Here is a 23,401-nt window from a genome sequence, read left to right on the forward strand (position 1 = left end):
ATGTTTACCAAGGTCCTGATCGCCAACCGCGGCGAGATCGCGTTGCGGATTCACCGCGCCTGCAAGGAGATGGGGATTTCCACCGTCGCCGTGCACTCCGAGGCCGACCGCGGGGCCATGTGGGTCCGGCTGGCCGACGAGAGCGTCTGCATCGGCCCGGCTCCGGCGGCGAAATCGTATCTGAACATCCCGTCGATCATCGCGGCGGCCGAGATCACCGGGGCCCAGGCCATCCACCCCGGCTACGGCTTCCTCAGCGAGAACGCGCGTTTCGCCGAGATCGTCGAGGCTCACGGTATGACCTTCATCGGTCCCAAGCCTGAACACATCCGGGTCATGGGCGACAAGATCACTGCCAAACAGACGGTCAAGGCAGCGGGCATTCCCTGCGTGCCGGGCTCGGATGGCGGCGTGGCCACGGTCGAGGACGCGGTCAAGGCCTCGAAATCCATCGGCTTCCCGCTGATCGTCAAGGCCGCTTCCGGCGGCGGCGGACGCGGTATGAAGGTCGCCCTGACGCCCGACGATCTGGCCGAGGCCGTTCAGACCGCCCAGTCCGAGGCCGCCGCCGCTTTCGGTGACGGTACCGTCTATCTGGAACGCTATCTGCAGAAGCCGCGCCATATCGAGATTCAGGTGGTCGCCGACAGCCACGGCAATGTGGTCCATCTGGGCGAACGCGACTGTTCGCTGCAGCGTCGCCACCAGAAGATGATGGAAGAGGCCCCCTCGCCCGCCCTGTCGGCGAAGGAACGGGCCGCGATCGGCGCGACCGTCAACAAGGCCATCGCCTCCATCGGCTACCTCGGCGTCGGCACGATCGAATTCCTGTGGGAAGACGGCGAGTTCTTCTTCATCGAGATGAACACCCGCCTGCAGGTCGAACATCCGGTCACCGAGATGATCACCGGCGTCGACCTGGTGCGCGAACAGATCCGCATCGCCGCCGGCGAGCCCCTGTCCTTCACCCAGGACCAGGTCAGCTTCCACGGCCACGCCATCGAATGCCGGATCAACGCGGAAAACGCAGAGACCTTCACCCCGTCGCCGGGCACCATCACCGACTTCCACGCCCCCGGCGGGCTGGGCGTCCGTCTGGATAGCGCCATCTACACCGGCTATGCGATCCCGCCCTATTACGACAGCCTGATCGGCAAGCTGATCGTGCACGGCCGGGATCGGGCCGAATGCGTCGCCCGCCTGAAGCGCAGTCTGGGCGAGATGGTCGTCGGCGGCATCGACACGACCATCCCCCTGTTCCAGAAGCTGCTGCAGGAGCCGGACATCCTGTCGGGCGACTATGACATCCACTGGCTGGAAAACTGGGCCAAGCGTCAGGCGGGACAGGGCTGACGGCATCGGACGAGCCCGCGACGCCGGAGGACCGGATGACTGAACCGGATTTCAGCGTCTCCGATCCCTTCGGCGGCTTCGGGCCGCAACAGCTGCTGCGCTGCTATGCCGACGGCGTCTTCCCGATGGGCGAGACGCGCGACGATCCGCGCATCTTCCTGGTCGAACCGGACCAGCGCGGTGTGATCCCGCTGGACCGGTTCCACATCCCGGGCCGCCTGCGCCGCACCGTGCGTGGCGAGCCGTTCGCGGTGCGGGTCAACACCGCCTTCGCTGCGGTTCTTGATGCCTGTGCGGAGTCTGGAGCCGGGCGCGAGGACACATGGATCAACGGACCGATCCGGCGGCTGTATCTGGAACTGTTCGCGGGCGGCCACGCCCACAGCATCGAATGCTGGCACGACGAGCGACTGGTCGGGGGCCTGTACGGCGTGACCCTGGGCGGGGCCTTCTTCGGCGAGAGCATGTTCAGCCGCGAAACCGACGCCTCAAAGGTGGCGCTGGTGCATCTGGTGGCCCGATTGAAGCTGGGTGGCTGGACCCTGCTGGACACCCAGTTCCTGACCGCACACCTGGCCCGGTTCGGCGCGGTGGAAACGCCCCAGGCCGCCTATCTGAGGATGCTCAAACCCGCCCTGAAGGTGGTACCGGACAGGACTGCCCTGACCCGCTCACTCGGCGGGGCCGATACGGTGACCTATGCCTTGCAGGCCACGACCCAGGCGTCGAACACCGGATGCTGAAGGCCGTTGACTGCGGGTGACGAGGCAAACATCCAGCCCCGGAAGAGCTGGCGCGTCTCGGTGCCCGGCAGGGTTCCGCGCGGCTGAAGACTGACTTCGACATAGGCGATCGCGTCGTCGGTCAGCTCATCCGGTGCCGACATGTCGCAGGCGCGAACCTTGAAGATCAGGGTATCGTTGAACCGGACAGGCCGTCCACCGACCTCGACCTCGAAACGCATGGTCTCGGCGGTCACCTTGTCGATGGCCTGGATCACGGCGACCGGACGACGCTGACGCCGGGCCGGCACCAGGGGCTCGTCGGTCTTGGTCGATGCCTCGGCCACCACGACCTCGGGTTCGGGCTCGACGACCGGGACAACCTTTTCCTCGGCCCGCGCGACCACCGGGACCGGCGGCGCGCTGACAGCAACCGGCGCGGCCGGAGCCGGAGTGCCGGCGGGGGCAGATTCGACGGGTGCCGGTCGTGCCGGGGTCTGGCGTAAAAGATCCGCGACGGTATCTGGGGCCGGCGTGGCGTCCTGCGGAACGTCCAGCCGCGAACCCGCGTCGACGGCACCGGAGCCCATCAAGGCCACGACCGCCACCCCCGCCAGGATCAGCCCGCGATGGATCATTCGGGCTTCCACGACTCATAGTCGCCGGTGGCGGCCGGACGCTGACCTTCAGCGGCCATCGAGCCCTGCGGCAACCAGGCCATCGGGGTGCCGGTCAGGTTGGGGATGTGGTCCCGTTCCCAGGAGCGGCGCGGCAGCGGTTCGACCGTCGGCGGCTCATCGAATGTATAGTGAAGCCAGCCGTGCCAGTCCGGAGAGACCTTGGTGGCCTCGGCATAGCCGTCATAGATGACCCAGCGGCGCTTGCGGCCGTCATAGCTGACGTTGTCGCGCGACTGGTAGTAACGGTTGCCGTGTTCGTCGGTACCGACAAGCGCCCCGCGCTTGGCCACGGTGAACAGGGTCCCGATCGTCGCCCCGTTCCACCAACCGAAAATCCTGCTCAGCACGTCCACGCACCCGTATCTTTCGACGCGCGGGGAGGTCCGGCGACGCTGGCGCGATCATAGAAACCGGCGGGCCGTCCGTCCAGCACAAGCCGCGCGCCCGCTAGATCAATATGTTGGGGGTAACACCGCCCCACCACGCTAGATTTATTGCGATGAACCAGGAACATCTTCTAGGATCAAGGTTACGCCACCCAGGATCGCCGCATGCGCTTCATGGCCCGCTTCGCCGCCCTGGCGACGACCGCCACCGTCACGACCCGCGAGATCGAACGCGCAAACCGGATCGATTCGGTGCTGGCGCCGACGGACTGGACCGATGTGCGTATCGAGGCCTGGCTCGACTGGGCCGACGCCCAGCCTGAGGCTCCCTACAGCCCCGATGACTGGCTGGACGGTGCCATCGACGCCTGGGCCGCCCGGATCGCGGCGCGCGGCCTGAAGCTGGGCCTGTTCACCCGGGGGATGGCCGAAGCCTTCGCGGGCGAACTGTGCGCCACGATTCGTCTGGGGCTGGTGGCACCAACCCGACCCGACCGCAGCACGCCCGTCTCACCGCTGAACCTGTCCGACGTCGATGCCCGGACCTACCTGACGAATGCCGTCGCGGCCCGACGCAGCGACCGACTCGCCCCGACGGCCGTCGAGACAGCCTCGGTTGCGCTCAATGCCGTCGCCGATGCCGTGCTCCGCTGCGAAGGCCCGCCAGAGGACTGCGCCAATCCGGCCCGAAATCCGGCCCTGGCCCGGGTCGCCCTTGCGGCGCGCCGCGCCGGTGCCTCCGATGCCGACATCCTGCGCGCCATTGCGGGTGAGCGGTTTCCCGTCCTGACCCGCGCCGTACCGATCCGGTCCCCGCTGGTCGCATGCGCCGCGCGCGACCGGATCGCTGCCGGTGCGGTCGAGGCGACAGTCGCGGCTGACGCTTCGCTCGACGGCGACCTGATTCTGACCTTCGCCACCACGGACGCGAACCGGCTGAGCCACACGGCCCGGGCCGGCGGGGCCCTGCTGAACCTGCCGGCCATCGCCGCCCTGCCCGGTGGCTGCAGCGATGAGAACCTGAGCGCCCTCGCTCAACTCTGGACCGTGGCCCTCGACCTGGCCGGAGCCGGCACCGCGATCGCCCTGGGCTTATCGGGCCTGACCGACCTGGTGATCGTGCAACCCATGGACGACCAGCCGATCGACTCGGCGATCGGCCGGATCGGCGAGCGGGTCGCCCGGGCCATGACCACAGCCTCGATCGATCTGGCCCGTTCGCGAACCCGCAAGGGAAGCGGTGACGACAAGAGCGGGGACGGTGCCCTGCGGCGGCACACAGCCCTGTCATTGTTCGTTGATGATGCCGAGGCCGCCCTGCTTCTGGGCGTCAGCCCGTTCTCAGCCATCGACCACTATCAGACCGGTGACGGCGAGATTGCCCGCCGCCTGCGACCGTCGCTGGCAACCGCCATTGCCAACGCGGGGGGCGAGATCGAGGCCACCGAGCGTCGACTGTTCGGTCACCGTACCCTGGCCGGGGCTCCCGGCTTTGACCATGGGACGCTGCGCGGACTGGGCTTCACCGATGTCGAACTTGAGGCGATTGAAGCCGCCCTGGCCGATGCTGCGGACTTTGACGATGTCTTTCGCGCCCCGGTGCTGGACCCGGGTTTCCTTCGCGACGTGCTGGGCGTGTCGGAAACGACGACCCCGGACCTGCTGTCCCACCTGGGCCTGACCGCTGAAGCCGTCGCCGCGACCCGGGCCTGGGTCTTCGGTCACGGGACGCTGCGGGACTGGCCGGACGCCCCTCCCCGCCTGCAGGCCGTGCTGGACGATCCCGACGGCTTCGAAGCCGAACTCCGGGCCGCCCTGGAGCCATACAGCGAGGCCCCCGACGTCGCGCCCCAAATCATCGACTGGCGCACGACCCCGACCCAGGCCCTGGCCCTGCTGGCTGAAGCCGCGCAGGACGGGAGACGCGCGGTCCGGCTTCGGCGAGCCGCGCCCCCGGCCGGGCCCCTGCTGACCTTGATGGAGGTCGAGCCCGCCGCCGCCCGTCGCCCCGAGCCCGAAGCCCGTGCCGTGGAGCGGGTGGTCGAGAAGGTTGTCGAACGCGACCGGACCCGCCGCAAACTGCCGGACCGCCGTAAGGGCTATATCCAGAAGGCCGCTGTGGGCGGTCACAAGGTCTATATCCACACCGGAGAATACGACGACGGCGAACTGGGCGAGATCTTCATCGACATGCACAAGGAGGGGGCCGCCTTCCGCAGTTTGATGAACAATTTCGCCATCGCCATCTCGATCGGCCTGCAATACGGCGTGCCGCTGGACGAGTTCGTCGACGCCTTTGTCTTCACCCGGTTCGAGCCGGCGGGTCGGGTCACCGGCAATGACTCGATCCAGTCCGCGACCTCGATCCTCGACTATATTTTCCGGGAACTGGGCGTGTCCTATCTGGACCGGCACGAACTGGCCAATGCCGGGGCGGACCAGTTAAACGCCGACGGCCTGGGTTCGGGCAAGAGCCATGATATCGAGGCTGTGCCTGCCGCCCGGTTCATTTCCAAGGGCTTTGCCCGCGGCACGACGCCTGACAATCTGGTGGTGCTGCCGTTCGGCCAAAAGCGCGACCTGACGCCCGCGCCGGCGAAAGCGCCGACCGAGGCCGTCGCCTGCCCGGCCTGTGGTGATTTCTCGCTGCAACAGCGCGGAGCCGGCTGGATCTGCGATACGTGCGGCGTGGCTCCGTCCATGCAGGGATAGGTAAGGGTCTGGAGGCTATACTGGTCCGCGTCTTGCATTGCCCGACGCCAAAGACCGGAGACTCTGCCGCTATGAAGCCGATCCTGACCGCCCTCGCCGCCCTGACCCTCATGGCCACAGCGGCACCCGCCTTCGCCCAGAACGCCGGACAGATCGCCAGGGTTCGCGGTGGAGCCAGCTGCCCCGGATGCAATCTGTTCCAGGCCAGTTTCGGCGGACTGGAAGCGCGAGGCCTCAATCTGTCCGGATCCCGCCTGCGCCAGGCGGACCTCAGTCTGGCGGTGATGAACCGGACCCGATTCACCAATACCGACATGCGCGACGTCGATGCCTATGGCGCCGTGTTCTCGAGCAGTAATTTTTCCGGGGCCAACCTGACCAACGCCAGCTTTGTCGGGGCTTATCTGGAAGGCTCCAACTTTTCGCGCGCGACCCTGGAGGGGACCAATTTCTCGGGTGCCCAACTGGCGCGGGCGACCGGCCTGACCCAGAGCCAGCTGAACCGGGCCTGCGGCGATTCCTCCACCACCCTGCCTTCCGGACTTCGCATTCCCGCCTGCTGAAGGTCACCTTTCTTACGACGATTTAAGTAGGGACATCACAGGTTTGGGGCCATTGAGGTCAGGTGTTCCAGATCAACCCGCCCCTGATCCGTCGCCTCCCGACCGCCGCCCTGGCCGCAGCGGTGGCCTTCGGCGCGATGATGATGGCCACGCCGGCCGCTGCGGAAATCCGGTTTCTGTATCAGGACCGGGATATCGCCCGGATGGTATCGCTGGGCGGGTCCTGCAATCGCTGCGAGCTGTCCGGTCGTGACCTGACCGGAGCCACCTTCACCGGGGCGACCTTCGTCAACGCCACCCTGGTCGGCACCAATCTACGCGGTGCGGAACTGGTCGGTTCGAATTTCAGTGGCAGCGACTTCAGCAATGCCGACCTGCGAGGGGTCTCGACGCTGGGCGCGAATTTCACCGGGGCCAATTTCAGTGGGGCCAATCTGGCCGGCGCGGCCGCCAGCGGTGTCACCCTGGTCCGGGCGAGGCTCTACGGGGCCGACCTGACCGGTGCAGAACTGGGCGGGGCCAATATGAACGGCGCGGTCCTGACCCGGGCCGATCTGAGCAGCAGCGAGCTGTTCGGAGCCACCCTGGCCAATGTCGATGCGCGCTCGGCCAATTTCTCGAATGCCGAGATCAACGCCTCGAACATGTCCAACGGCGATTTCCGCTCGGCCAGTTTCCGCAATGCGTCCCTCGACAGTGCCCGCCTGCGGGACGGCCAGTTTGCCCGCACCGATTTCACCGGTGCTTCGCTGAACCGCACCGATATTCGCGGCGTCGACCTGTCGTCGGCCCGCGGCCTGACCCAGGATCAGGTGGGACGCGCCTGCGGGGACAGCGCGACCCGCCTGCCGAACGGTCTGAACGCGCGAAACTGCCGCGGCATCTCATTGATGCAGCCGCCGGCACCGCCCCGGCCGCCCAGCGCACCGACGCCGCCGCGCCGTAACCTGGTCATGGCCAGCGGCGACTAGAACCGCCGCCCCCTGATCCCGATCAGCTCTTGAGCGGCAGGCTCGGGCGGATGTGAAGCTCCTTGTACTGACGGTCCTCGACCTCGGCCGGAGCATTCATCAGCAGATCCTGACCCTGCTGGTTCAGCGGGAAAGCGATGACCTCGCGGATCGCCGTCTGGTTAGCCAGCAACATGACGATGCGATCGATGCCCGGTGCCAGGCCCCCGTGCGGCGGGGCTCCGAAGCGGAAGGCGTTCAGCATACCGCCGAACTGTTCCTCGACCACGGCGGCGTCGTAGCCGGCGATCTCGAACGCCTTGAGCATGATCTCGGCCTTGTGGTTCCGGATCGCGCCCGAGCACAGCTCATAGCCGTTGCAGACGATGTCGTACTGATAGGCCCGGATGGTCAGGGGATCCTGGGTTTCCAGCGCCTCCAGCCCGCCCTGGGGCATCGAGAATGGGTTGTGGCTGAAGTCGACCTTCTTCTCTTCTTCCGACCATTCGAACATCGGGAAGTCGACGATCCAGCAGAATTTGAACTGCGCCTCATCGATCAGTTTCAGCTCCGTGCCCACGCGGGTGCGGGCGAGGCCGGCGAATTTGGCGAAGGTCGCGGGCAGACCGGCGGCAAAGAAGGCCGCGTCGCCCTTGCCGAGTCCGAGGGCGGTCATCAGGACGTTTGTCGGCTCCTGACCGAGATTCTTGGCGATCGGGCCGCCCCAGGCCTGCTGGTCGTCGGACCAGAAGATATAGCCGAGACCCGGCTGGCCCTCGCCCTGGGCCCAGCTGTTCATCCGGTCGCAGAAGGCGCGGCTGCCGCCGGTCGGGGCCGGGATCGCCCAGACGGCGTTCTTGTCGTCCGCGCCGAGGATCTTGTTGAACAGGCCGAAACCGCCGTCGCGGAAATGGTCCGAGACGTCCTGCATCTTGATCGGGTTGCGGGTATCCGGCTTGTCGGTGCCGTACCATTTCATCGACTGGGCGAAGGTCAGACGCTCGAAACCCTTGTGTTCAAGGGTCTGTTCGAAGTCGTTGGTGAAGGTGTGGGGCTGGTCGATCGGCGAGACCGGCTTGCCGTCGGCGAACTCCTCGAACACGCCATGCATGACCGGTTCGATGGCCGCGAAAACATCCTCTTGCGTGACGAAGCTCATCTCGACGTCGAGCTGGTAGAATTCCAGCGACCGGTCGGCACGCAGGTCCTCGTCGCGGAAACAGGGGGCGATCTGGAAATAGCGGTCGAAGCCCGAGACCATCAGCAGCTGTTTGAACTGCTGCGGGGCCTGCGGCAGGGCGTAGAATTTGCCGGGATGCAGGCGCGACGGCACCAGGAAGTCGCGCGCGCCCTCGGGACTGGAGGCGGTCAGGATCGGCGTCTGGTATTCGAGGAAGCCCTGACCGACCATCCGCTGGCGGATCGAGGAAATGACCCGCGACCGCAGGACGATATTCTTGTGCAGCGTCTCGCGGCGCAGATCGAGATAGCGGTGCTTGAGGCGGATTTCCTCGGGATACTCCGGCTCGCCGAAGACCGGCAGCGGCAGTTCGGCGGCCTCGGACAGCACCTCGACAGCCGTGACCTGGATCTCGATTTCGCCGGTCGGCAGGTTGACGTTCTTGGTCTCGGCCGAGCGGGCCACGACCTCGCCGTCGATCTTGATCACGCTCTCGGCCCGCAGTCGTTCAACGGCGGCAAAGCCCGGGGTTTCCGGATGCAGCACCAGCTGGGTCAGGCCGTAGTGGTCGCGCAGGTCGATGAACAGCAGGCCGCCGTGATCGCGCTTGCGGTGGATCCAGCCGGACAGGCGAACGGCCGAGCCGGCGTCGGAAGCGCGCAGAGCGCCGCAGGTGTGTGAGCGATAGGCGTGCATGAGGGCGTTCGTCTTGGAAAACGGCTGTGAAACAGCGAAAATTCAGAGGGCCGGAAGGGCGCATTATCGCCCCCGAAAGTCAAGGCGGCCAGCCCACGACCGGCCGTCCACAGACGGTACACCTTGTCCACCACCGGAGTGTCGGACCGATACGCCGCCGGGGATCGATCTGCTATGAGTGGGTGATGCATGTCCCGGTCCGCCGCGATCAGTTGAATCAGTTGAAACTCCCCCTCGAACGGGACGTCCCGGCCGGGGCGGCTGAATTCGTGCGCTCCCCCAGCAATACCGAGGCCATGGCGGTGCTGGAGCATTGGCCGGATGGTGGCGAGCAGGTCCTGGCGCTCCACGGCCCGGCGGGATCCGGAAAGAGCCACCTCGCGGCGATCTGGGCCGAACGCGTCGGGGCGATCGCCCTGCATGGCGCTGAGGCCAGTCTCGCGGACCCCCTGGAACTGGAAGGCCGCCCGGTCCTGCTGGACCGCGCCCAGGACGCTGATGACGAAACCCTGTTTCATCTGATCAATCTGGCCCAGTCCGGCGGCGGAGCCCTGCTGCTGGCCTCACGTCCGGCTCCGCGCGCCTGGGATACGGTCCTGCCCGACCTGCGCTCGCGACTGGACGTGGTTCGTGTGGTCGGCATGCAGGAACCCGACGACACCGTGCTGGCGGCCATTCTCCGCGCCCGTTTCGCCGCCCGGAGCATCGCGCCCGGTGACGAACTGATTGACTATCTGGTGCGGCGGATCGACCGGTCGGCGGCGGCCGTGGAAGCGGTGGTCGACCGGCTGGACGCCGAACATCGACCGGTGACCCGGGCCCTGGCCCGCCAGGTCCTGGATTCCGACGCCGCGACCGGCGAATTGTTCGACTGATTCCGGACCTGCACCCTGCCGAACAGGGACAATTGCACCATGGTCTGCTCCGCGAAGGGCGCTGAACGCTTGCAGCCGTCGCACCCTCGCGTCAGAACCGGACCATGACCGAAATCGCTGCCATCACGGACAAGACCACCGGCGAGGAGGTCCCGTCGTCGCGCGCGCCGCAGATGGACCTGTCCGAAAGCCTGATGGCCTCGCCGGAGCGGTTCTTCAATCGCGAAATCTCGTGGCTGAAATTCAACGCCCGCGTACTGGAAGAAGCCGCCAACCCCGCCCACCCGCTGCTGGAACGGCTGCGCTTCCTGTCGATTTCGGCCAACAATCTCGATGAGTTCTTCATGACCCGGGTCGCCGGGCTGAAGGGGCAGGTGCGCGAGCGGGTCCGGGTGGTCTCGGCCGACGGCCTGACCCCGGCCGAGACTCTGGAAAAGGTCAATGTCGCCGCCGGAACCCTGATGGACGAACAGCAGCGGCGCTGGCGCAAGCTGCGCAAGGAGCTGACCGTCGCCGGGATCGAGGTCGTCGACGCGGACCGCATCACCAAGACCGAGCGGGAACGGCTGGAGCCGGAATTCCTCAACCGCCTGTTCGCCGTTCTGACCCCGATGGCCATTGATCCGGCCCACCCCTTTCCCTTCCTGCCCAACCTCGGCTTCTCGCTCGCGCTGAAGCTGCGGCGGCGGCGCGATAATCGCACCCTCTACGCCCTGGTTCCGGTGCCGACCCAGGTGAAGCGCTTCTGGCCCCTGGCCACCGATGGGCGCTCGAAGCCCGGCAAGCGCCGCTTTGTGACCCTGGAAAGTCTGCTGATGATCTTCATCGATCATCTGTTCCCCGGCTGCGAAATTCTGGAACGCGGCGTGTTCCGGCTGATTCGCGATTCGGACATCGAAATCGAGGAAGAGGCCGAAGACCTGGTCATGGAATTCGAGGAGGCGTTGAAACAGCGCCGCCTCGGCTCGGTGGTGCGGATCAAGATCGAGGCCGGTATGCCCGCCGACCTGCGCACCTTCATCACCGACGAGCTGAACGCCGCCCCCCGTGACATCGTTCTGGTCGCCGGCATGCTGGGACTGTCACAGGTGTCGGACCTCATTCCGGCCGGCCATCCGGACCTGAAATTCCCCGGCTATGAGCCCCGGTACCCGGAACGGGTCCGCGACAACGGCGGCGATATCTTCGCGGCCGTGCGCGAGAAGGACATGCTGATCCACCACCCGTTCGAGAGTTTCGATGTGGTGGTCCAGTTCCTGCGCCAGGCAGCGCGGGACCCGAACGTCATCGCCATCAAACAGACGCTCTATCGGACGTCGAAGGACAGCCCGATCGTCGCCGCCCTGATCGAGGCGGCCGAGAACGGCAAGAACGTCACCGCCCTGGTCGAGATCAAGGCCCGGTTCGACGAGGAGGCCAATCTGCGCTGGGCCAGGGCCATGGAGCGCGCCGGCGTCCACGTCGTCTTCGGTTTCGTTGAATACAAGACCCACGCCAAGCTGAGCATCGTCGTGCGACGCGAGGGCGACGGGCTCAAGACCTACTGCCATTTCGGCACCGGCAACTATCACCCCGTGACCGCGCGAATCTACACCGACCTGAGCCTGTTTTCCTGTGACCCGGTACTGGGCCGGGATGCCACCCGGGTGTTCAACTATATCACCGGCTACGCCCAGCCCGACGAGCTGGAGGCCCTGATCGTCTCGCCCCTGAACATGAAGGCCAAGCTGGTCGAAATGATCGGCAAGGAGATGTCGGCCGCAGCCCGGGGCAAGCCTGCCGCCATCTGGGCCAAGATGAACTCGCTCGTCGATCCCGAGATCATCGACGCCCTTTACCGCGCCAGCCAGGCCGGTGTGCGTATCGAACTGGTGATCCGCGGCATCTGCTGCCTGAGGCCGGGCGTGGTCGATCTGTCCGAGAACATTCGGGTCAAGTCGATCGTCGGACGCTTCCTCGAGCACAGCCGTATCGTCGCCTTCGCCAATGGCCACGACCTGCCGCACGACAAGGCCCGGGTCTATATTTCGTCGGCGGACTGGATGAACCGCAACCTCGACCGCCGGGTCGAGCTGATGACGCCGGTACGCAATGCCACCGTCCATGACCAGGTGCTGGACCAGATCATGGTTGCCAACCTGAAGGACGATACCCAGAGCTGGGTGCTCGACTCGGCCGGCGACTATCATCGGGTGCAGCCTGTCGATCCCGAACGCCCCTTCTCGGCCCACAAATATTTCATGACCAACCCCAGCCTGTCAGGACGCGGCCGCAAGGTGAAAAACCGGCCACGCGAGCTGCATTTCGACGATCGCCGCAAATGACCGGTCTCGAGGATACGGCGACCGCGCACCGGGATATCGCCGTCATCGACATCGGGTCGAACTCGGTGCGCCTGGTCCTGTACCGGCTGGAAGGCCGCGCCATCTGGACTGTGTTCAACGAAAAGGTGCTGGCTGGACTGGGTCGCGACCTGGCGACGACCGGCAGACTGTCCGAAGACGGGGTTACGGCCGCCCTGGCTGCCCTGAAGCGGTTCGCCGCTGTCATTGAAGGGGTTCGCCCCGCCCACACCTTCATCGCTGCCACGGCCGCTGTTCGTGAGGCCGGTGACGGGCCTGACTTCTGCGGCCGCGTCGCCGCCGAGACCGGACTCAAGGTGCGGGTTCTGACCGGGGCGGAAGAGGCGCATTTTTCCGCCCTCGGCGTTCTGGCCGGTATCCCGGATGCGGAGGGGATCACGGCCGACATGGGCGGGGCCAGCCTGGAACTGGCGCGGATTACCGACGGAGTGGTCTCCCCCGGCATCACCCTGCCGCTGGGGCCGTTTGCCCTGGCCGACCCCAAGGGGTTCGACGCCGGACGACTGCGCGACACCATCGCCCGACGGCTGAAGCCCGCCGGCGACTATCGCGGCGAGCATCTGTACGCAGTCGGCGGGGCATGGCGCAGCATCGCCCAGGTGCATATGGCCCTGATCGACTACCCTCTGCACATCGTGCACCAGTATGAGATCAGCGCAGCGGCCATCCGGGATACGGCCCGGCTCATCGCGCGGCAGTCGCGGTCTTCGCTCGACAAGATGCCGGGCGTTTCCCGAAAGCGGGCCGAGACCCTCCCCTATGCCGCCCTGGTGCTTGAGGGCCTTATTGACCGGCTGGAGCTCAAACGCATCACCATGTCGGCCTGGGGGGTGCGCGAGGGCCTGTTGTTCGAGGCTCTGGACAGCGAGACCCTGGCCACCGACCCCTTGCTGGCCGGCTGTCAGGCCCTTGGGGCCCGTCAGGGCATTTCCCCGACCCTGCCCGGGGCTTTGAACGCCTGGATCAGTCGACTGCTCGAGGCCGCGCCCGGTAGCGACGACCGGGGTCGAGACGCCACGCTGACCGCCGCGGCCTGCCATCTGGCCGACCTCGGTGCGCGACTGCACCCTGACCACCGAACCGAACTGGTGTTCGACCAGATCCTGCGGGCCCCGATCCCCGGCCAGACCCATGCCGAGCGCGCCTTCCTGGCCTGTGCCCTGAACGCCCGTTATGGTGGCGCGGCGGGCACGCCCCAGCCTGCAACCGTTTCACGCCTGCTGACCGATGAGCAGCGGCTGCGGGCCCGAACCCTGGGCCTGGCCATCCGCCTGGCCTGCGACCTGTCCGGTCGTTCGCCGCAGCTGCTGGCCAATGCCGGGACCGCCGTCGAAAAAGGGATGCTGAAACTGACAGCGACCGACGGCTACGCTGATGTCCTGCTGGGCGAACAGACGAAGAAGCGCGCCAAGGCCCTCGCCGAGGCCATGGACCTCGGCCTGTCGATCTAGACACGACCGGCGACAGGGGTCAGCCTGCCCAGAACCCAAGGGGGACGATCATGCCCGTGACCGGAATCGGCGGCTTCTTCTTTCGCGCCCAGGACCCACGGGGTCTGGCCGCCTGGTATCTGACCCACCTCGGCGTCGGTGCGCCCGAGAAAGCCTTCCTGTGGGACCAGCAGGCAGGGCCGACCGTGTTTTCGCCCTTCCCGGAACGCAGCGATTATTTCGAGGCCAGGCGGCGCTGGATGCTGAACCTGCGCGTGGACGGACTTGATGACCTCATGGCCAGCCTGAGGGCGGCGGGTATCGACGTCATTACCAAACCCGAATGGGACTCGATGCCGGAAATCGGCCGCTTCGCCCGCATCCACGACCCGGAAGGCAACCCCATCGAACTCTGGGAGCCCGCGACCGGTCCCGCCTAGCCCTCGATCTCGACGACCTCGACACGGGCCCCGTTCAGGACAAGGGCGATCTCCCCGCGCTTGAGCTTGAGCGCGTCCTCGCCGAACAGTTCGCGCCGCCAGCCCTTCAGGGCATCGACCGGGGCATTGTCATCGAGGGCGATTTTCTCGAGATCGGCGACATTGGCGATCAGCTTGGTCGCCACACCGGCATTGTCCGACTTGGCCTTGAGCAGGACCTTGAGCAATTCCACCACCGACGGCGGGGCCGGCTGATTGTGTGACGGACGGTCCAGCTTGGGCGCGTGGGCTTCGGGGTCAGCCAGGACCCGCTTCAGCTCCAGAATCAGTTCCGCGCCCAGACGCGACCCCCCGAACCCCTTGGGCACCGAGCGCAGGCGGTTGAAGGCCTCGGCGTCGGTCGGCCCCTGGGCCGCGATTTCGTCGATCGCATCATCCTTGAGGATCCGGCCGCGCGGCTGGTCCCGCTCCTGGGCCGCCTGTTCGCGCCAGACCGCCGTAGCCTTGAAGGCTGCCAGATATTTGGCCGAATATTTCTTGGGCTTCAGGCGTCTCCAGGCCTTGTCCGGCGTGGTGTCATAGAGTTCTGGATCAATCAGTCCGGCCATTTCCGAAGTCACCCAACTCAGGCGTCCCGCCTTCTCGAGCCGGTCACGCAGCTTGGGATAGAGGGTGGCCAGATGGGTGACGTCGCCGATGGCATAGACGAGCTGGGCATCCGAGAGGGGCCGACGCGACCAGTCGGTGAACCGGCTACCCTTGTCGATCTCCTGCTTCAGCATCTGCCGGACCAGGGCCTCATAGCTGACCTGATCGCCAAAGCCGGCGGCCATGGCGGCGACCTGGGTGTCGAACATCGGGGCGGGCATGGTGCCCAATTTGACAAAAATCTCGGTGTCCTGACGCGCGGCATGGAACACCTTGATGATGTCCGGGTCCCGCAGCAGGTCGAGGAAGGGCGCGAGGTCCAGTCCCTCGGCCAGCGGATCGATGATGGCCTCGTCCGTGGCCGAGGCGGCCTGGATCAGGCACAGCTTGGGCCAGTAGGTCGTCTCCCGCATGAACTCGGTGTCGACAGCGATAAACGGGGCCTTGGCCAGGCGCGCACAGAATTCAACGAGTGCGTCATTGGTGGTGATTGGCGTCATTGGGATGCTATAGCCCCGCGCGAGCCGTTTGTGGCAAGAGCCGCGACAGAATTCCGCCCCCTGATTCAGGCCGTGACCGATGAGCGACACTCCCGAAACCCCGCGTGGCGGTCTCACCTATGCCGATGCCGGTGTGGATATCGATGCCGGCGAAATGCTGGTCGATGCCATCAAGCCCCTGGCCAAATCGACTCGCCGCCCCGGGGCCGAGGCGTCGCTGGGGGGATTCGGTGCCCTGTTCGACCTGAAGGCGGCCGGATTCGTCGATCCGCTGATCGTCGCGACCACCGACGGTGTCGGCACCAAGCTGAAGATCGCCATCGAGACCGGGCGGCATGACGAGGTCGGAATCGACCTGGTCGCCATGTGCGTCAACGATCTGCTGGCCCAGGGGGCCGAGCCCCTGCTGTTCCTCGATTACTATGCCACCGGCAAGCTGGAGATCGACGCCGCCCGCCGCGTCGTCGCCGGGATCGCCGAAGGCTGCCGCCAGGCCGGCTGTGCGCTCGTCGGCGGTGAAACGGCCGAAATGCCCGGCATGTACTCGGGCGGCGACTATGATCTGGCCGGCTTCTCGCTGGGCGCGGTCGAGCGCGGCCATGCCCTGCCGTATCTGGATCGCCAGGCCGCGGGGGACGTGATCATCGCCCTGGGGTCATCTGGCCCGCATTCGAACGGCTACTCCCTCATTCGCAAGGTGGTCGAGGCCTCGGGCCTGGCCTGGGGTGACGACGCCCCCTTCGCCAAGGACCGCACCCTGGCCCAGGCCCTGATGGAGCCGACCCGCATCTATGTGAAGCCGGTCCTGCCGCTGATGAAGGCCGGCCTGATCAAGGGCGCGGCCCACATCACCGGTGGCGGCCTGATCGAGAATCCGCCCCGGTGCATTGCCGAGGGCCTGCAGGCCGAGTTCGACTGGAACGCCTGGCCCCTGCCCCACGTATTCCAGTGGCTGGGTGAAGTCGGCGGCATCAGCGATCACGAGCTGCGCCGCACCTTCAACTGCGGCGTCGGCTTCATCCTCATCGTCGCGCCCGAGAACGCCGAACCGGTGCTGGCCGCGCTGCTCAACGCCGGCGAGACGGCCTTCGTCTGCGGCCAGCTGACCGCCGGCTGAGAGAGGACTCTCCCGGGGGGCCAGCGTTCAATCCACGGCGACTTCCAGAGGGCTTGCGAGCGGCAGCTGACAGCCATCGTCGAGGCGCGTACTGCGGTCGCATTGACCGCCCCCTCCTGCCCCGGCAAGGTCCGCGCCCCGGTAACCAGTGAGGCCCGATCATGCGTGTCGTTTCCATCGCCCTTTTCGGAGCCTGTCTCGCCGCCGCGTCCCCGACCCTGGCCCAGACGCCCGCGGCGGCTGAACAGCCTCTGCTGCACACCCTGGCCGCCGAGGTTCAGCCCGAGCGCATGCGCGGCGACATCGAGGCCCTGGTAGGCTTCGGCACGCGCCACACCCTGTCGGAAACCCGTTCCGAGACCCGCGGCATCGGTGCCGCACGGCGCTGGACCCAGCGCCAGTTCGAGGCGATGAGCCGCGATTGCGGCGGCTGCCTGACCATCGCCACCCCGTCGGACACCGTTACCGGGCCCCGTGTGCCCGTGCCGACCGAGGTCGTGGACGTGCTCGCCATCCAGCGCGGCACCGGCGACCCCAACCGGGTCATCATCATCTCCGGCCATATCGACTCGCGGGTCACGGATGTGATGAATTTCACCGATGACGCCCCCGGGGCCAATGACGACGCCTCGGGCGTGGCCACGGTGCTCGAGGCCGCCCGGGTCCTGTCGCAACACCGGTTCGACGCCACCCTGGTGTTCGCGGTCCTGTCCGGTGAGGAACAGGGGCTGCTGGGCGGCAAGATTCTCGCTGACTATGCGACCGCCCAAGGCTGGCAGGTCGAGGCCAATCTGAACAATGACATCGTCGGCAACTCCCAGGGCCAAAGCGGCGTGCGGGACACGACCCGGGTGCGGGTGTTCTCGGAAGGCACCAAGACGGTGGAGACCGCCGCCCAGACCGAGCGCCGGCGCTACAACGGCGGCGAGGTCGATTCCTCGTCGCGCAACCTGGCCCGGTTTATCGACGGGATCGCCGACCGCTATCTGACCAATTTCGACGTCGAGCTGATCTATCGCACGGACCGCTACGGCCGCGGCGGTGACCAGGTCGCGATGCTGCGCGCGGGCTTCCCGGCCGTGCGCCTGTCAGAAGGGACAGAAAACTACGACCGTCAGCACCAGGACCTGCGTACCGAGGACGGGGTCGTTTACGGTGACACCATCGAGGGTGTCGATTTCGACTATCTCGGCCAGGTGGCCCGTCTGGACATCGTCTCGATGGGAGCCCTGGCCTCCGCCCCCTCGGTGCCAACCGGCGTGACCATCGCCGGCGCGGTCAAGCCCGACACCACCCTGAGCTGGTCCGCCGTTCCCGGAGCCGCCGGCTATCGCGTCTGGTGGCGGGCGACGACAGCTCCGCAGTGGACCTACAGCCGCTGGGCCGGACCGGCGACGCAGCTGACCCTGCCGGGCATCGTCATCGACGACTGGTTTTTCGGGGTCTCGGCCGTCTCGGCCGACGGATTCGAAAGCCCGGTTGTTTTCCCCGGACCGGCCGGTGCCTTCGTCTCGGTCGGTGACCCGGCACCGGGGCGCTGATGGCAGCCCGAATTCCGGGTCGCCGCCGCGTTGCCGTGCTGGTCTCCGGGGGCGGCACGAACATGGCGGCCCTGATTGCCGCCGGACAGGCCGCTGACGCCCCGTTCGAGGTCGTGCTGGTGATCTCCAACGTCCCCGACGCCGGGGGCCTTGCGATCGCCGAAGCCGCTGGCGTTACCGCCCTGGCCATCGACCATCGGCCGTACGGCAAGAACCGTGCGGCCCATGAGCAGGCCGTCGACGCCATGCTCAACGAACACAGAGTCGAAATGATCGCCCTGGCGGGCTATATGCGGTTACTGACCCCCTGGCTGGTAAGCCGCTGGGCCGGACGCATGCTCAACATCCACCCCAGCCTCCTGCCCCTCTACCCGGGACTGGACACCCACGCGCGTGCCCTCGCCGCCGGCGACACCGAGGCCGGCTGCACGGTCCATATCGTCACCGAAGGGGTCGATGAGGGCCCCGTCCTCGGTCAGGCGCGGTTAGCGGTGCGCGACGACGACACTCCGGCAACCCTGGCCGAACGGGTCAAGATTGCGGAACACGAGCTCTATCCCCAAATCTTGAGCACCTACTGTCGGAATCTGCATTAGCGATTTGTAATGTTTGATGGTCCGGCCCGCCCCTATTCTGTTCGCGACAACCCCATGTTCGAACCCAACGACAGGCAGACCATGACCAGACACTCCATCCTTCTCGCCAGCGCCGCCCTCGGCCTGATCCTGTGCACGCCGGCGATGGCCCAGCAGTCCGCGCACGCAGCCCATGCCCAGACGCCGGTCCATGCTGTGATCGGCACCTGGGGCTTCGACCCGGCGTCGATGGATACGACTACCCGCCCCGGCAACGATTTTGATCGCTATGCCTCGGGCACCTGGAAGGATGAGACGACCATCCCGGCCGACCGGGCTTCCTGGAGCGTCTGGAACGTCCTCTATGACGAATCCCAGGAGCAGCTGAAGGCGATCATCGAGAACAGCGCCGCCAATCCTGACTCCTCGCCCGAGGCCCAGCGTATCGGCAATTTCTACGCCAGCTATATGGATGAGGCCCGCGTCAACGCCCTCGGTGCCGCACCGATGGAGCCGGGACTGGCCGCCATCCACGCCGCTGGCAGCCATGCCGCCATCGCCCGCCTGATGGGGGGCAGCTTCGGCAAGGCCGGCTCCAGCCTGTTTGCCCTCGATGTGTTCGAGGACCTCAAGGACCCGGATACCAACAGTGCCTATATCGGCCAGGCCGGTCTGGGCCTGCCTGACCGCGACTATTATCTGGAAGCCTCGTTCGCCGACAAGAAGGCGGCCTATCAAGCCTATGTCGCGCAGATGCTGACGATGATCGGCTGGACCGACCCGGACAAGGCCGCTGCCGAGATCGTCGCTTTCGAGACCCGTATTGCCGAGAAGCACTGGACCCGGGCCGAGTCGCGCGAGCTCGACAAGGTCTACAATCCGATGACCATGGCCGAGATCGCCGCCTATGCGCCGGGCTTTGACTGGGCCGCCTGGACGGAAGGGGCCGGCCTGCCGGCCGCCGCCCACACCATCGTGGGTGAGAAGACCGCCATCCCGGAGCTGGCCCGAATCTTTGGCGAGACCGACCTGGCGACGCTGCAGGCTTATGAGGCCTTCCATTATGCTGACCAGTCGGCGGCCATGCTGTCGCAGCCCTTCGTCGATGCCCGCTTCGCCTTCCGCAGCACGGTCCTGAACGGTGTCACCGAGAACCGGCCGCGCTGGAACCGGGCCGTCCGCGCTGTCGACGGGTCGATGGGCGAGGCCCTCGGCAAGGAATATGTGCGACTGCATTTCCCCGCCTCGTCCAAGACCGCGATGGAGGCCCTGGTCGGCAACCTTCGGGTCGCCATGACCAACCGACTGCAGCATCTGGAATGGATGAGCCCCGAGACCCGGGAACAGGCGCTCTACAAGATCGGCAATTTCGGCGTGAAGGTCGGCTATCCCGACCAATGGCGCAGCTATGACGGCCTCGAGATCCGTGCCGACGACCTGTACGGCAATGTCGAGCGGGCCGGAGCTTTCGAATGGGCCTGGCAGATGGGCAAGCTCTCCCGCCCGGTCGATCCGCAGGAATGGGGCATGACCCCCCAGACCATCAACGCCTACTACAACCCGCCGCGCAACGAGATCGTCTTCCCGGCCGCCATTCTTCAGGCCCCCTTCTTCGATCCGGCTGCCGATCCGGCCGTCAACTACGGCGGCATCGGTGCGGTCATCGGCCACGAGATTACCCACGGCTTCGACGATCAGGGCCGCAAGGTCGACGGTGACGGCGTGCTGCGCGACTGGTGGACAGCCGAGGACGCGGCCAAGTTCGAAACCCGCGCCGCGGTCTTCGGGGCTCAGTATGATGCCACCGAACCCCTGCCCGGCATGTTCGTCAACGGCGGCCTGACCATGGGCGAGAACATCGCTGATCTGGGCGGTCTGTTGCTGGCACTGGACGCCTACCATCTGTCGCTGAACGGCCAGCCGGCCCCGGTGATCGACGGTTTCACCGGCGACCAAAGGGTCTTCCTGGGGTGGGCCCAGGTCTGGCGCGCCAAACAGCGGGACGCCGCTCTGCAGCAGCAACTGGCGACCGACCCGCACTCTCCGGCCGCCGTCCGTGCCTCGGTCCCCGTGCGCAACATCGAGGCCTGGTACGCCGCGTTCGGCGTCAGCCCGGGCGACGAACAGTATCTGGCCCCGGCTGACCGGGCGGTGATCTGGTAGGGTTCGCCCCATCGAAAACGAAAACGGCCCCGGGACATCCCCGGGGCCGTTTTCAATTTCGACGCTCGGGCGGACGGATCAATCAGGCGGGGCGTACCGCCCGGGACTCCGCACGCGCGACAAGGGCGGTCAGCAGGACCACAGCAGCGGCGGCCGCCCAGAGGGCGAGGACGCCGAACCGCAGGAACATCACCGCCCCCAGCGCGCCACCGCAGGCCAGGCCGACCCACAACATCAGGAAAGGGACCCAGTCCCAGCGCGGTCCGCCGTGCAGGGCCGTGGCGATCCGCTGGCCGATCCGAACCAGGGTTCCGGTCATATAGGTCAGGCCGACGCCGACATCACCGTTCTTCTGGAACACGGCATTCTCGACGCCCATGGCCAGCACCACAGCAACCATCCCCGCCACGTTCATCCCGGCGGTGCAGAGACCGGCCCCGATGAGCAAAAGGGTGGCCTCCAGACCAAGAACGGCCGCCCGCCGGACCTCACCAAACCGCCGGGCGCAGCTCGCCCCCAGCACCACGCCGCAGACGAACAGACCGATCAGGCCGATCGCGGTCAGGGCCTGGGTCCATTGTCCGGTCGCAAGGCCCACACCGAACCGGGTTGAATTGCCGCTCATGAACGAAACGAAGAATCCGCCCAGCGTCAGAAACCCCACGGCATCAACATAGCCAGCCAGCGCCGACAGGGTGGCGGCCAGAAGGACACCGCGATGGCCATAGTCTTTCATGTCAAAATCCCCTGCACGGGTGCAGCCTGACACGAAAACGGCCGGATCGTTACCGATCCGGCCGTCTGTCGTTCGATCGGAAGATCGATCGTTTAGCCGACGATCTGATCGGCCGTGAAGAACTGGGCGATTTCGATGCCGGCGTTCTCGAGCGAGTCCGAACCGTGGACCGAGTTCTCGCCGATCGACAGGGCGAACAGTTTACGGATGGTGCCGTCAGCAGCGTCCTTGGGGTTGGTCGCGCCCATGACGTCACGGTAGGCGGCGACGGCGTTGGGGCCTTCCAGCACCTGAACCACGACCGGCTCGGCGATCATCTGGCCGACCAGTTCGCCGTAGAACGGGCGTTCGGCGTGGACTTCATAGAATTTCTTGGCCTGGGCCTCGGTCAGCTTGATGCGGCGCTGGGCCACGATCCGCAGGCCGGCACCTTCGATCACGGCGTTGATCGCGCCGGTCAGGTTGCGGCGCGTGGCGTCGGGCTTGATAATGGAGAAGGTGCGTTCGGTCATGGAAAAGGACTTCTTCTGTGGGAGTTTGAAGGTGGCGGGCTTATAGCGGCGCCCTCCCCGGTTTCCAACTGCTGTCCGAAACGTCTTTCCTGCCATGCTCCAGATCACCGACCTGACTTTCAACGCCTGGGGACGCAAGTTCCTGGAAAACGCCTCCGTGAGCCTGCCGCCCGGTGCCAAGGTCGGCCTGGTGGGCCGCAACGGTGTGGGCAAGACCACCCTGTTCAAACTGATCCTGGGCGAGCTGGCAGCGGGTGGCGACGAGATCAGCCTGCCGCGCACGGCCCGTATCGGATCGGTCGACCAGGAGCATCCGGCCACGCCGTTCAGCGTGCTGGACACCATTCTGGAAGCCGACGTCGAACGTCACACGCTGATGGGACGGCTGGAGACCGCCCCGCCGGAGGAGCTGGGCGAGATCTGGGCTCGGCTGATCGACATCGACGCCGACTCGGCCCCGTCGCGGGCCTCGGAAATTCTGGCCGGTCTGGGGTTCGGCCAGGCCGACCAGCAGCGGCCGATGTCCGAATTCTCGGGCGGCTGGCGCATGCGCGTGGCCCTGGCGGCGGCCCTGTTCGCCGAACCGGACATGCTGCTGCTCGATGAGCCGACCAACTACCTCGATCTGGAAGGTGCGCTGTGGCTGGAGTCGCGGCTCGTCAAATATCCGCACACCGCCCTGATCATCAGCCACGACCGTGAGCTGCTGAACAACTGCTGCACCCATATCCTGCATCTCGCAAACCGGACGATGGAGCTCTACACGGGCAATTACGACACGTTCGAGAAGACCCGCGGCGAGAAGGCCCGGCTGCAACTGTCGGCCAAGGCCAAGCAGGACACTGAACGGGCCCACCTTCAGGCCTTCGTCGACCGATTCAAGGCCAAGGCGTCCAAGGCCGCCCAGGCCCAGTCCCGCATGAAGCGACTGGCCAAGATGGAGCCGGTGGCGACCACGATCGAGGAACGCGTCGCCCCCTTCACCCTGCCGTCGCCGCCGCGCCCGCTGGCCCCGCCGCTGATCCGGCTGGAACGGGCCAATGTCGGCTATGAAACCGGCAAGCCGATTCTGCGCAATCTCAACCTGCGCATGGATCTGGACGACCGCATCGGCCTGCTGGGCGTCAACGGCGCGGGCAAGTCGACCTTCGCCAAGATGATCGCCGGGGCCCTGAACGTATCCGAGGGCGAACTGCACCGCGACCGCAAGATGCGGGTGGGCTGGTTCCACCAGCACCAGATCGAGGCCATGGACCCGA

20 protein-coding genes are annotated in these 23,401 nt (G+C 66.5%); 14 read left to right on the plus strand and 6 right to left on the minus strand.

The genetic code is table 11. The features are described from left to right. Both accC and aat read left to right on the plus strand, forming a co-directional pair. Positions 1–1,353, plus strand: coding sequence for an acetyl-CoA carboxylase biotin carboxylase subunit (accC, locus tag PSV00_RS05935; RefSeq protein WP_300445593.1), 1,353 nt, complete (start codon positions 1–3; stop codon positions 1,351–1,353). A gap of 35 nt (positions 1,354–1,388) precedes the next feature. Next, on the plus strand, positions 1,389–2,096 hold the full coding sequence (gene aat / locus PSV00_RS05940; protein WP_300445594.1) for a leucyl/phenylalanyl-tRNA--protein transferase: 708 nt from the start codon (positions 1,389–1,391) through the stop codon (positions 2,094–2,096). Here the strand turns inward: aat and PSV00_RS05945 are convergent. Then, a complete protein-coding gene (locus PSV00_RS05945) occupies positions 2,051–2,713 on the minus strand; it encodes a DUF2155 domain-containing protein (protein WP_300445595.1) in 663 nt (220 codons plus the stop codon). The genes aat and PSV00_RS05945 overlap by 46 nt on opposite strands. Beyond that, a complete protein-coding gene (locus PSV00_RS05950; protein ID WP_300445612.1) occupies positions 2,710–3,102 on the minus strand; it encodes an NADH:ubiquinone oxidoreductase subunit NDUFA12 in 393 nt (130 codons plus the stop codon). The genes PSV00_RS05945 and PSV00_RS05950 overlap by 4 nt, the downstream gene beginning before the upstream one ends. A 204-nt stretch (positions 3,103–3,306) precedes the next feature. Here PSV00_RS05950 and PSV00_RS05955 point away from each other — a divergent pair, with 204 nt between their 5' ends. The 3 genes from PSV00_RS05955 (at position 3,307) to PSV00_RS05965 (ending at position 7,387) form a co-directional block, all read left to right on the plus strand. Next, on the plus strand, positions 3,307–5,853 hold the full coding sequence (locus PSV00_RS05955) for a TSCPD domain-containing protein (RefSeq protein ID WP_300445596.1): 2,547 nt from the start codon (positions 3,307–3,309) through the stop codon (positions 5,851–5,853). A 71-nt stretch (positions 5,854–5,924) separates the two neighbouring features. Further along, the gene (locus PSV00_RS05960) at positions 5,925–6,416 is read left to right on the plus strand and encodes a pentapeptide repeat-containing protein (RefSeq protein WP_300445597.1); all 492 of its coding nucleotides are present in this window, start codon (positions 5,925–5,927) and stop codon (positions 6,414–6,416) included. A 62-nt stretch (positions 6,417–6,478) separates the two neighbouring features. Further along, positions 6,479–7,387, plus strand: a complete 909-nt coding sequence (locus PSV00_RS05965) for a pentapeptide repeat-containing protein (protein ID WP_300445598.1) — start codon at positions 6,479–6,481, stop codon at positions 7,385–7,387. A gap of 22 nt (positions 7,388–7,409) precedes the next feature. Here the strand turns inward: PSV00_RS05965 and aspS are convergent, their stop codons facing one another. Then, entirely contained in the window at positions 7,410–9,242 is a 1,833-nt protein-coding gene (gene aspS, locus PSV00_RS05970; protein WP_300445599.1) for an aspartate--tRNA ligase, read from the minus strand. A gap of 221 nt (positions 9,243–9,463) precedes the next feature. On the opposite strand from aspS, the gene PSV00_RS05975 reads away from it, so the two are divergent. The 4 genes from PSV00_RS05975 (at position 9,464) to PSV00_RS05990 (ending at position 14,350) form a co-directional block, all read left to right on the plus strand. Beyond that, entirely contained in the window at positions 9,464–10,117 is a 654-nt protein-coding gene (locus PSV00_RS05975; RefSeq protein WP_300445600.1) for a DnaA/Hda family protein, read from the plus strand. Positions 10,118–10,221: 104 nt separating this feature from the next. Beyond that, positions 10,222–12,441: an RNA degradosome polyphosphate kinase gene (locus PSV00_RS05980; protein WP_300445601.1), complete on the plus strand. Its 2,220-nt coding sequence runs from the start codon at positions 10,222–10,224 to the stop codon at positions 12,439–12,441. Next, positions 12,438–13,931, plus strand: a complete 1,494-nt coding sequence (locus PSV00_RS05985) for a Ppx/GppA phosphatase family protein (RefSeq protein WP_300445602.1) — start codon at positions 12,438–12,440, stop codon at positions 13,929–13,931. Before PSV00_RS05980 ends, PSV00_RS05985 begins: the two co-directional genes overlap by 4 nt. A 50-nt stretch (positions 13,932–13,981) precedes the next feature. Next, positions 13,982–14,350 (plus strand): VOC family protein, encoded by a 369-nt coding sequence (locus tag PSV00_RS05990; RefSeq protein ID WP_300445603.1) that lies wholly within the window; start codon positions 13,982–13,984, stop codon positions 14,348–14,350. Here PSV00_RS05990 and rnd read toward each other — a convergent pair. Continuing rightward, a complete protein-coding gene (rnd, locus tag PSV00_RS05995) occupies positions 14,347–15,498 on the minus strand; it encodes a ribonuclease D (RefSeq protein WP_300445604.1) in 1,152 nt (383 codons plus the stop codon). The genes PSV00_RS05990 and rnd overlap by 4 nt on opposite strands. 79 nt (positions 15,499–15,577) lie before the next feature. On the opposite strand from rnd, the gene purM reads away from it, so the two are divergent. From purM to PSV00_RS06015, 4 genes are all read left to right on the plus strand, one after another. Continuing rightward, a complete protein-coding gene (gene purM, locus PSV00_RS06000) occupies positions 15,578–16,615 on the plus strand; it encodes a phosphoribosylformylglycinamidine cyclo-ligase (protein ID WP_300445605.1) in 1,038 nt (345 codons plus the stop codon). Between the two features lie 161 nt (positions 16,616–16,776). Beyond that, the gene (locus tag PSV00_RS06005; protein WP_300445606.1) at positions 16,777–18,156 is read left to right on the plus strand and encodes a M28 family metallopeptidase; all 1,380 of its coding nucleotides are present in this window, start codon (positions 16,777–16,779) and stop codon (positions 18,154–18,156) included. After that, positions 18,156–18,752 carry a phosphoribosylglycinamide formyltransferase gene (gene purN, locus PSV00_RS06010; RefSeq protein ID WP_300445607.1) on the plus strand — a complete coding sequence of 199 codons (597 nt, stop codon included), beginning with the start codon at positions 18,156–18,158 and terminating at the stop codon, positions 18,750–18,752. The genes PSV00_RS06005 and purN overlap by 1 nt, the downstream gene beginning before the upstream one ends. A gap of 81 nt (positions 18,753–18,833) precedes the next feature. Beyond that, positions 18,834–20,894, plus strand: coding sequence for a M13-type metalloendopeptidase (locus PSV00_RS06015; RefSeq protein WP_300445608.1), 2,061 nt, complete (start codon positions 18,834–18,836; stop codon positions 20,892–20,894). Between the two features lie 82 nt (positions 20,895–20,976). Here the strand turns inward: PSV00_RS06015 and PSV00_RS06020 are convergent, their stop codons facing one another. Next, entirely contained in the window at positions 20,977–21,630 is a 654-nt protein-coding gene (locus tag PSV00_RS06020) for a YoaK family protein (protein WP_300445609.1), read from the minus strand. 92 nt (positions 21,631–21,722) lie between these two features. After that, positions 21,723–22,142, minus strand: a complete 420-nt coding sequence (gene ndk / locus PSV00_RS06025) for a nucleoside-diphosphate kinase (protein ID WP_300445610.1) — start codon at positions 22,140–22,142, stop codon at positions 21,723–21,725. Positions 22,143–22,236: 94 nt separating this feature from the next. Here ndk and PSV00_RS06030 point away from each other — a divergent pair. After that, on the plus strand, positions 22,237–23,401 hold a 1,165-nt coding region (locus PSV00_RS06030), incomplete at its 3' end, for an ABC-F family ATP-binding cassette domain-containing protein (protein WP_300445611.1).

Source organism: Brevundimonas sp. (assembly GCF_029945885.1).
In the GTDB taxonomy this organism is placed as follows: domain Bacteria; phylum Pseudomonadota; class Alphaproteobacteria; order Caulobacterales; family Caulobacteraceae; genus Brevundimonas.

What these genes read in the sequence shown, in the direction of transcription:
- PSV00_RS05960 (WP_300445597.1), top strand. Translation starts at nt 5,925, where the DNA reads ATGAAGCCGATCCTGACCGCCCTCGCCGCCCTGACCCTCATGGCCACA.
- PSV00_RS05985 (WP_300445602.1), top strand. Translation starts at nt 12,438, where the DNA reads ATGACCGGTCTCGAGGATACGGCGACCGCGCACCGGGATATCGCCGTC.
- PSV00_RS06005 (WP_300445606.1), top strand. Translation starts at nt 16,777, where the DNA reads ATGCGTGTCGTTTCCATCGCCCTTTTCGGAGCCTGTCTCGCCGCCGCG.
- PSV00_RS05980 (WP_300445601.1), top strand. Translation starts at nt 10,222, where the DNA reads ATGACCGAAATCGCTGCCATCACGGACAAGACCACCGGCGAGGAGGTC.
- aspS (WP_300445599.1), bottom strand. Translation starts at nt 9,242, where the DNA reads ATGCACGCCTATCGCTCACACACCTGCGGCGCTCTGCGCGCTTCCGAC.
- PSV00_RS05955 (WP_300445596.1), top strand. Translation starts at nt 3,307, where the DNA reads ATGCGCTTCATGGCCCGCTTCGCCGCCCTGGCGACGACCGCCACCGTC.
- accC (WP_300445593.1), top strand. Translation starts at nt 1, where the DNA reads ATGTTTACCAAGGTCCTGATCGCCAACCGCGGCGAGATCGCGTTGCGG.
- PSV00_RS06015 (WP_300445608.1), top strand. Translation starts at nt 18,834, where the DNA reads ATGACCAGACACTCCATCCTTCTCGCCAGCGCCGCCCTCGGCCTGATC.
- PSV00_RS06020 (WP_300445609.1), bottom strand. Translation starts at nt 21,630, where the DNA reads ATGAAAGACTATGGCCATCGCGGTGTCCTTCTGGCCGCCACCCTGTCG.
- PSV00_RS05945 (WP_300445595.1), bottom strand. Translation starts at nt 2,713, where the DNA reads ATGATCCATCGCGGGCTGATCCTGGCGGGGGTGGCGGTCGTGGCCTTG.
- purN (WP_300445607.1), top strand. Translation starts at nt 18,156, where the DNA reads ATGGCAGCCCGAATTCCGGGTCGCCGCCGCGTTGCCGTGCTGGTCTCC.
- rnd (WP_300445604.1), bottom strand. Translation starts at nt 15,498, where the DNA reads ATGACGCCAATCACCACCAATGACGCACTCGTTGAATTCTGTGCGCGC.
- ndk (WP_300445610.1), bottom strand. Translation starts at nt 22,142, where the DNA reads ATGACCGAACGCACCTTCTCCATTATCAAGCCCGACGCCACGCGCCGC.
- aat (WP_300445594.1), top strand. Translation starts at nt 1,389, where the DNA reads ATGACTGAACCGGATTTCAGCGTCTCCGATCCCTTCGGCGGCTTCGGG.
- purM (WP_300445605.1), top strand. Translation starts at nt 15,578, where the DNA reads ATGAGCGACACTCCCGAAACCCCGCGTGGCGGTCTCACCTATGCCGAT.
- PSV00_RS05990 (WP_300445603.1), top strand. Translation starts at nt 13,982, where the DNA reads ATGCCCGTGACCGGAATCGGCGGCTTCTTCTTTCGCGCCCAGGACCCA.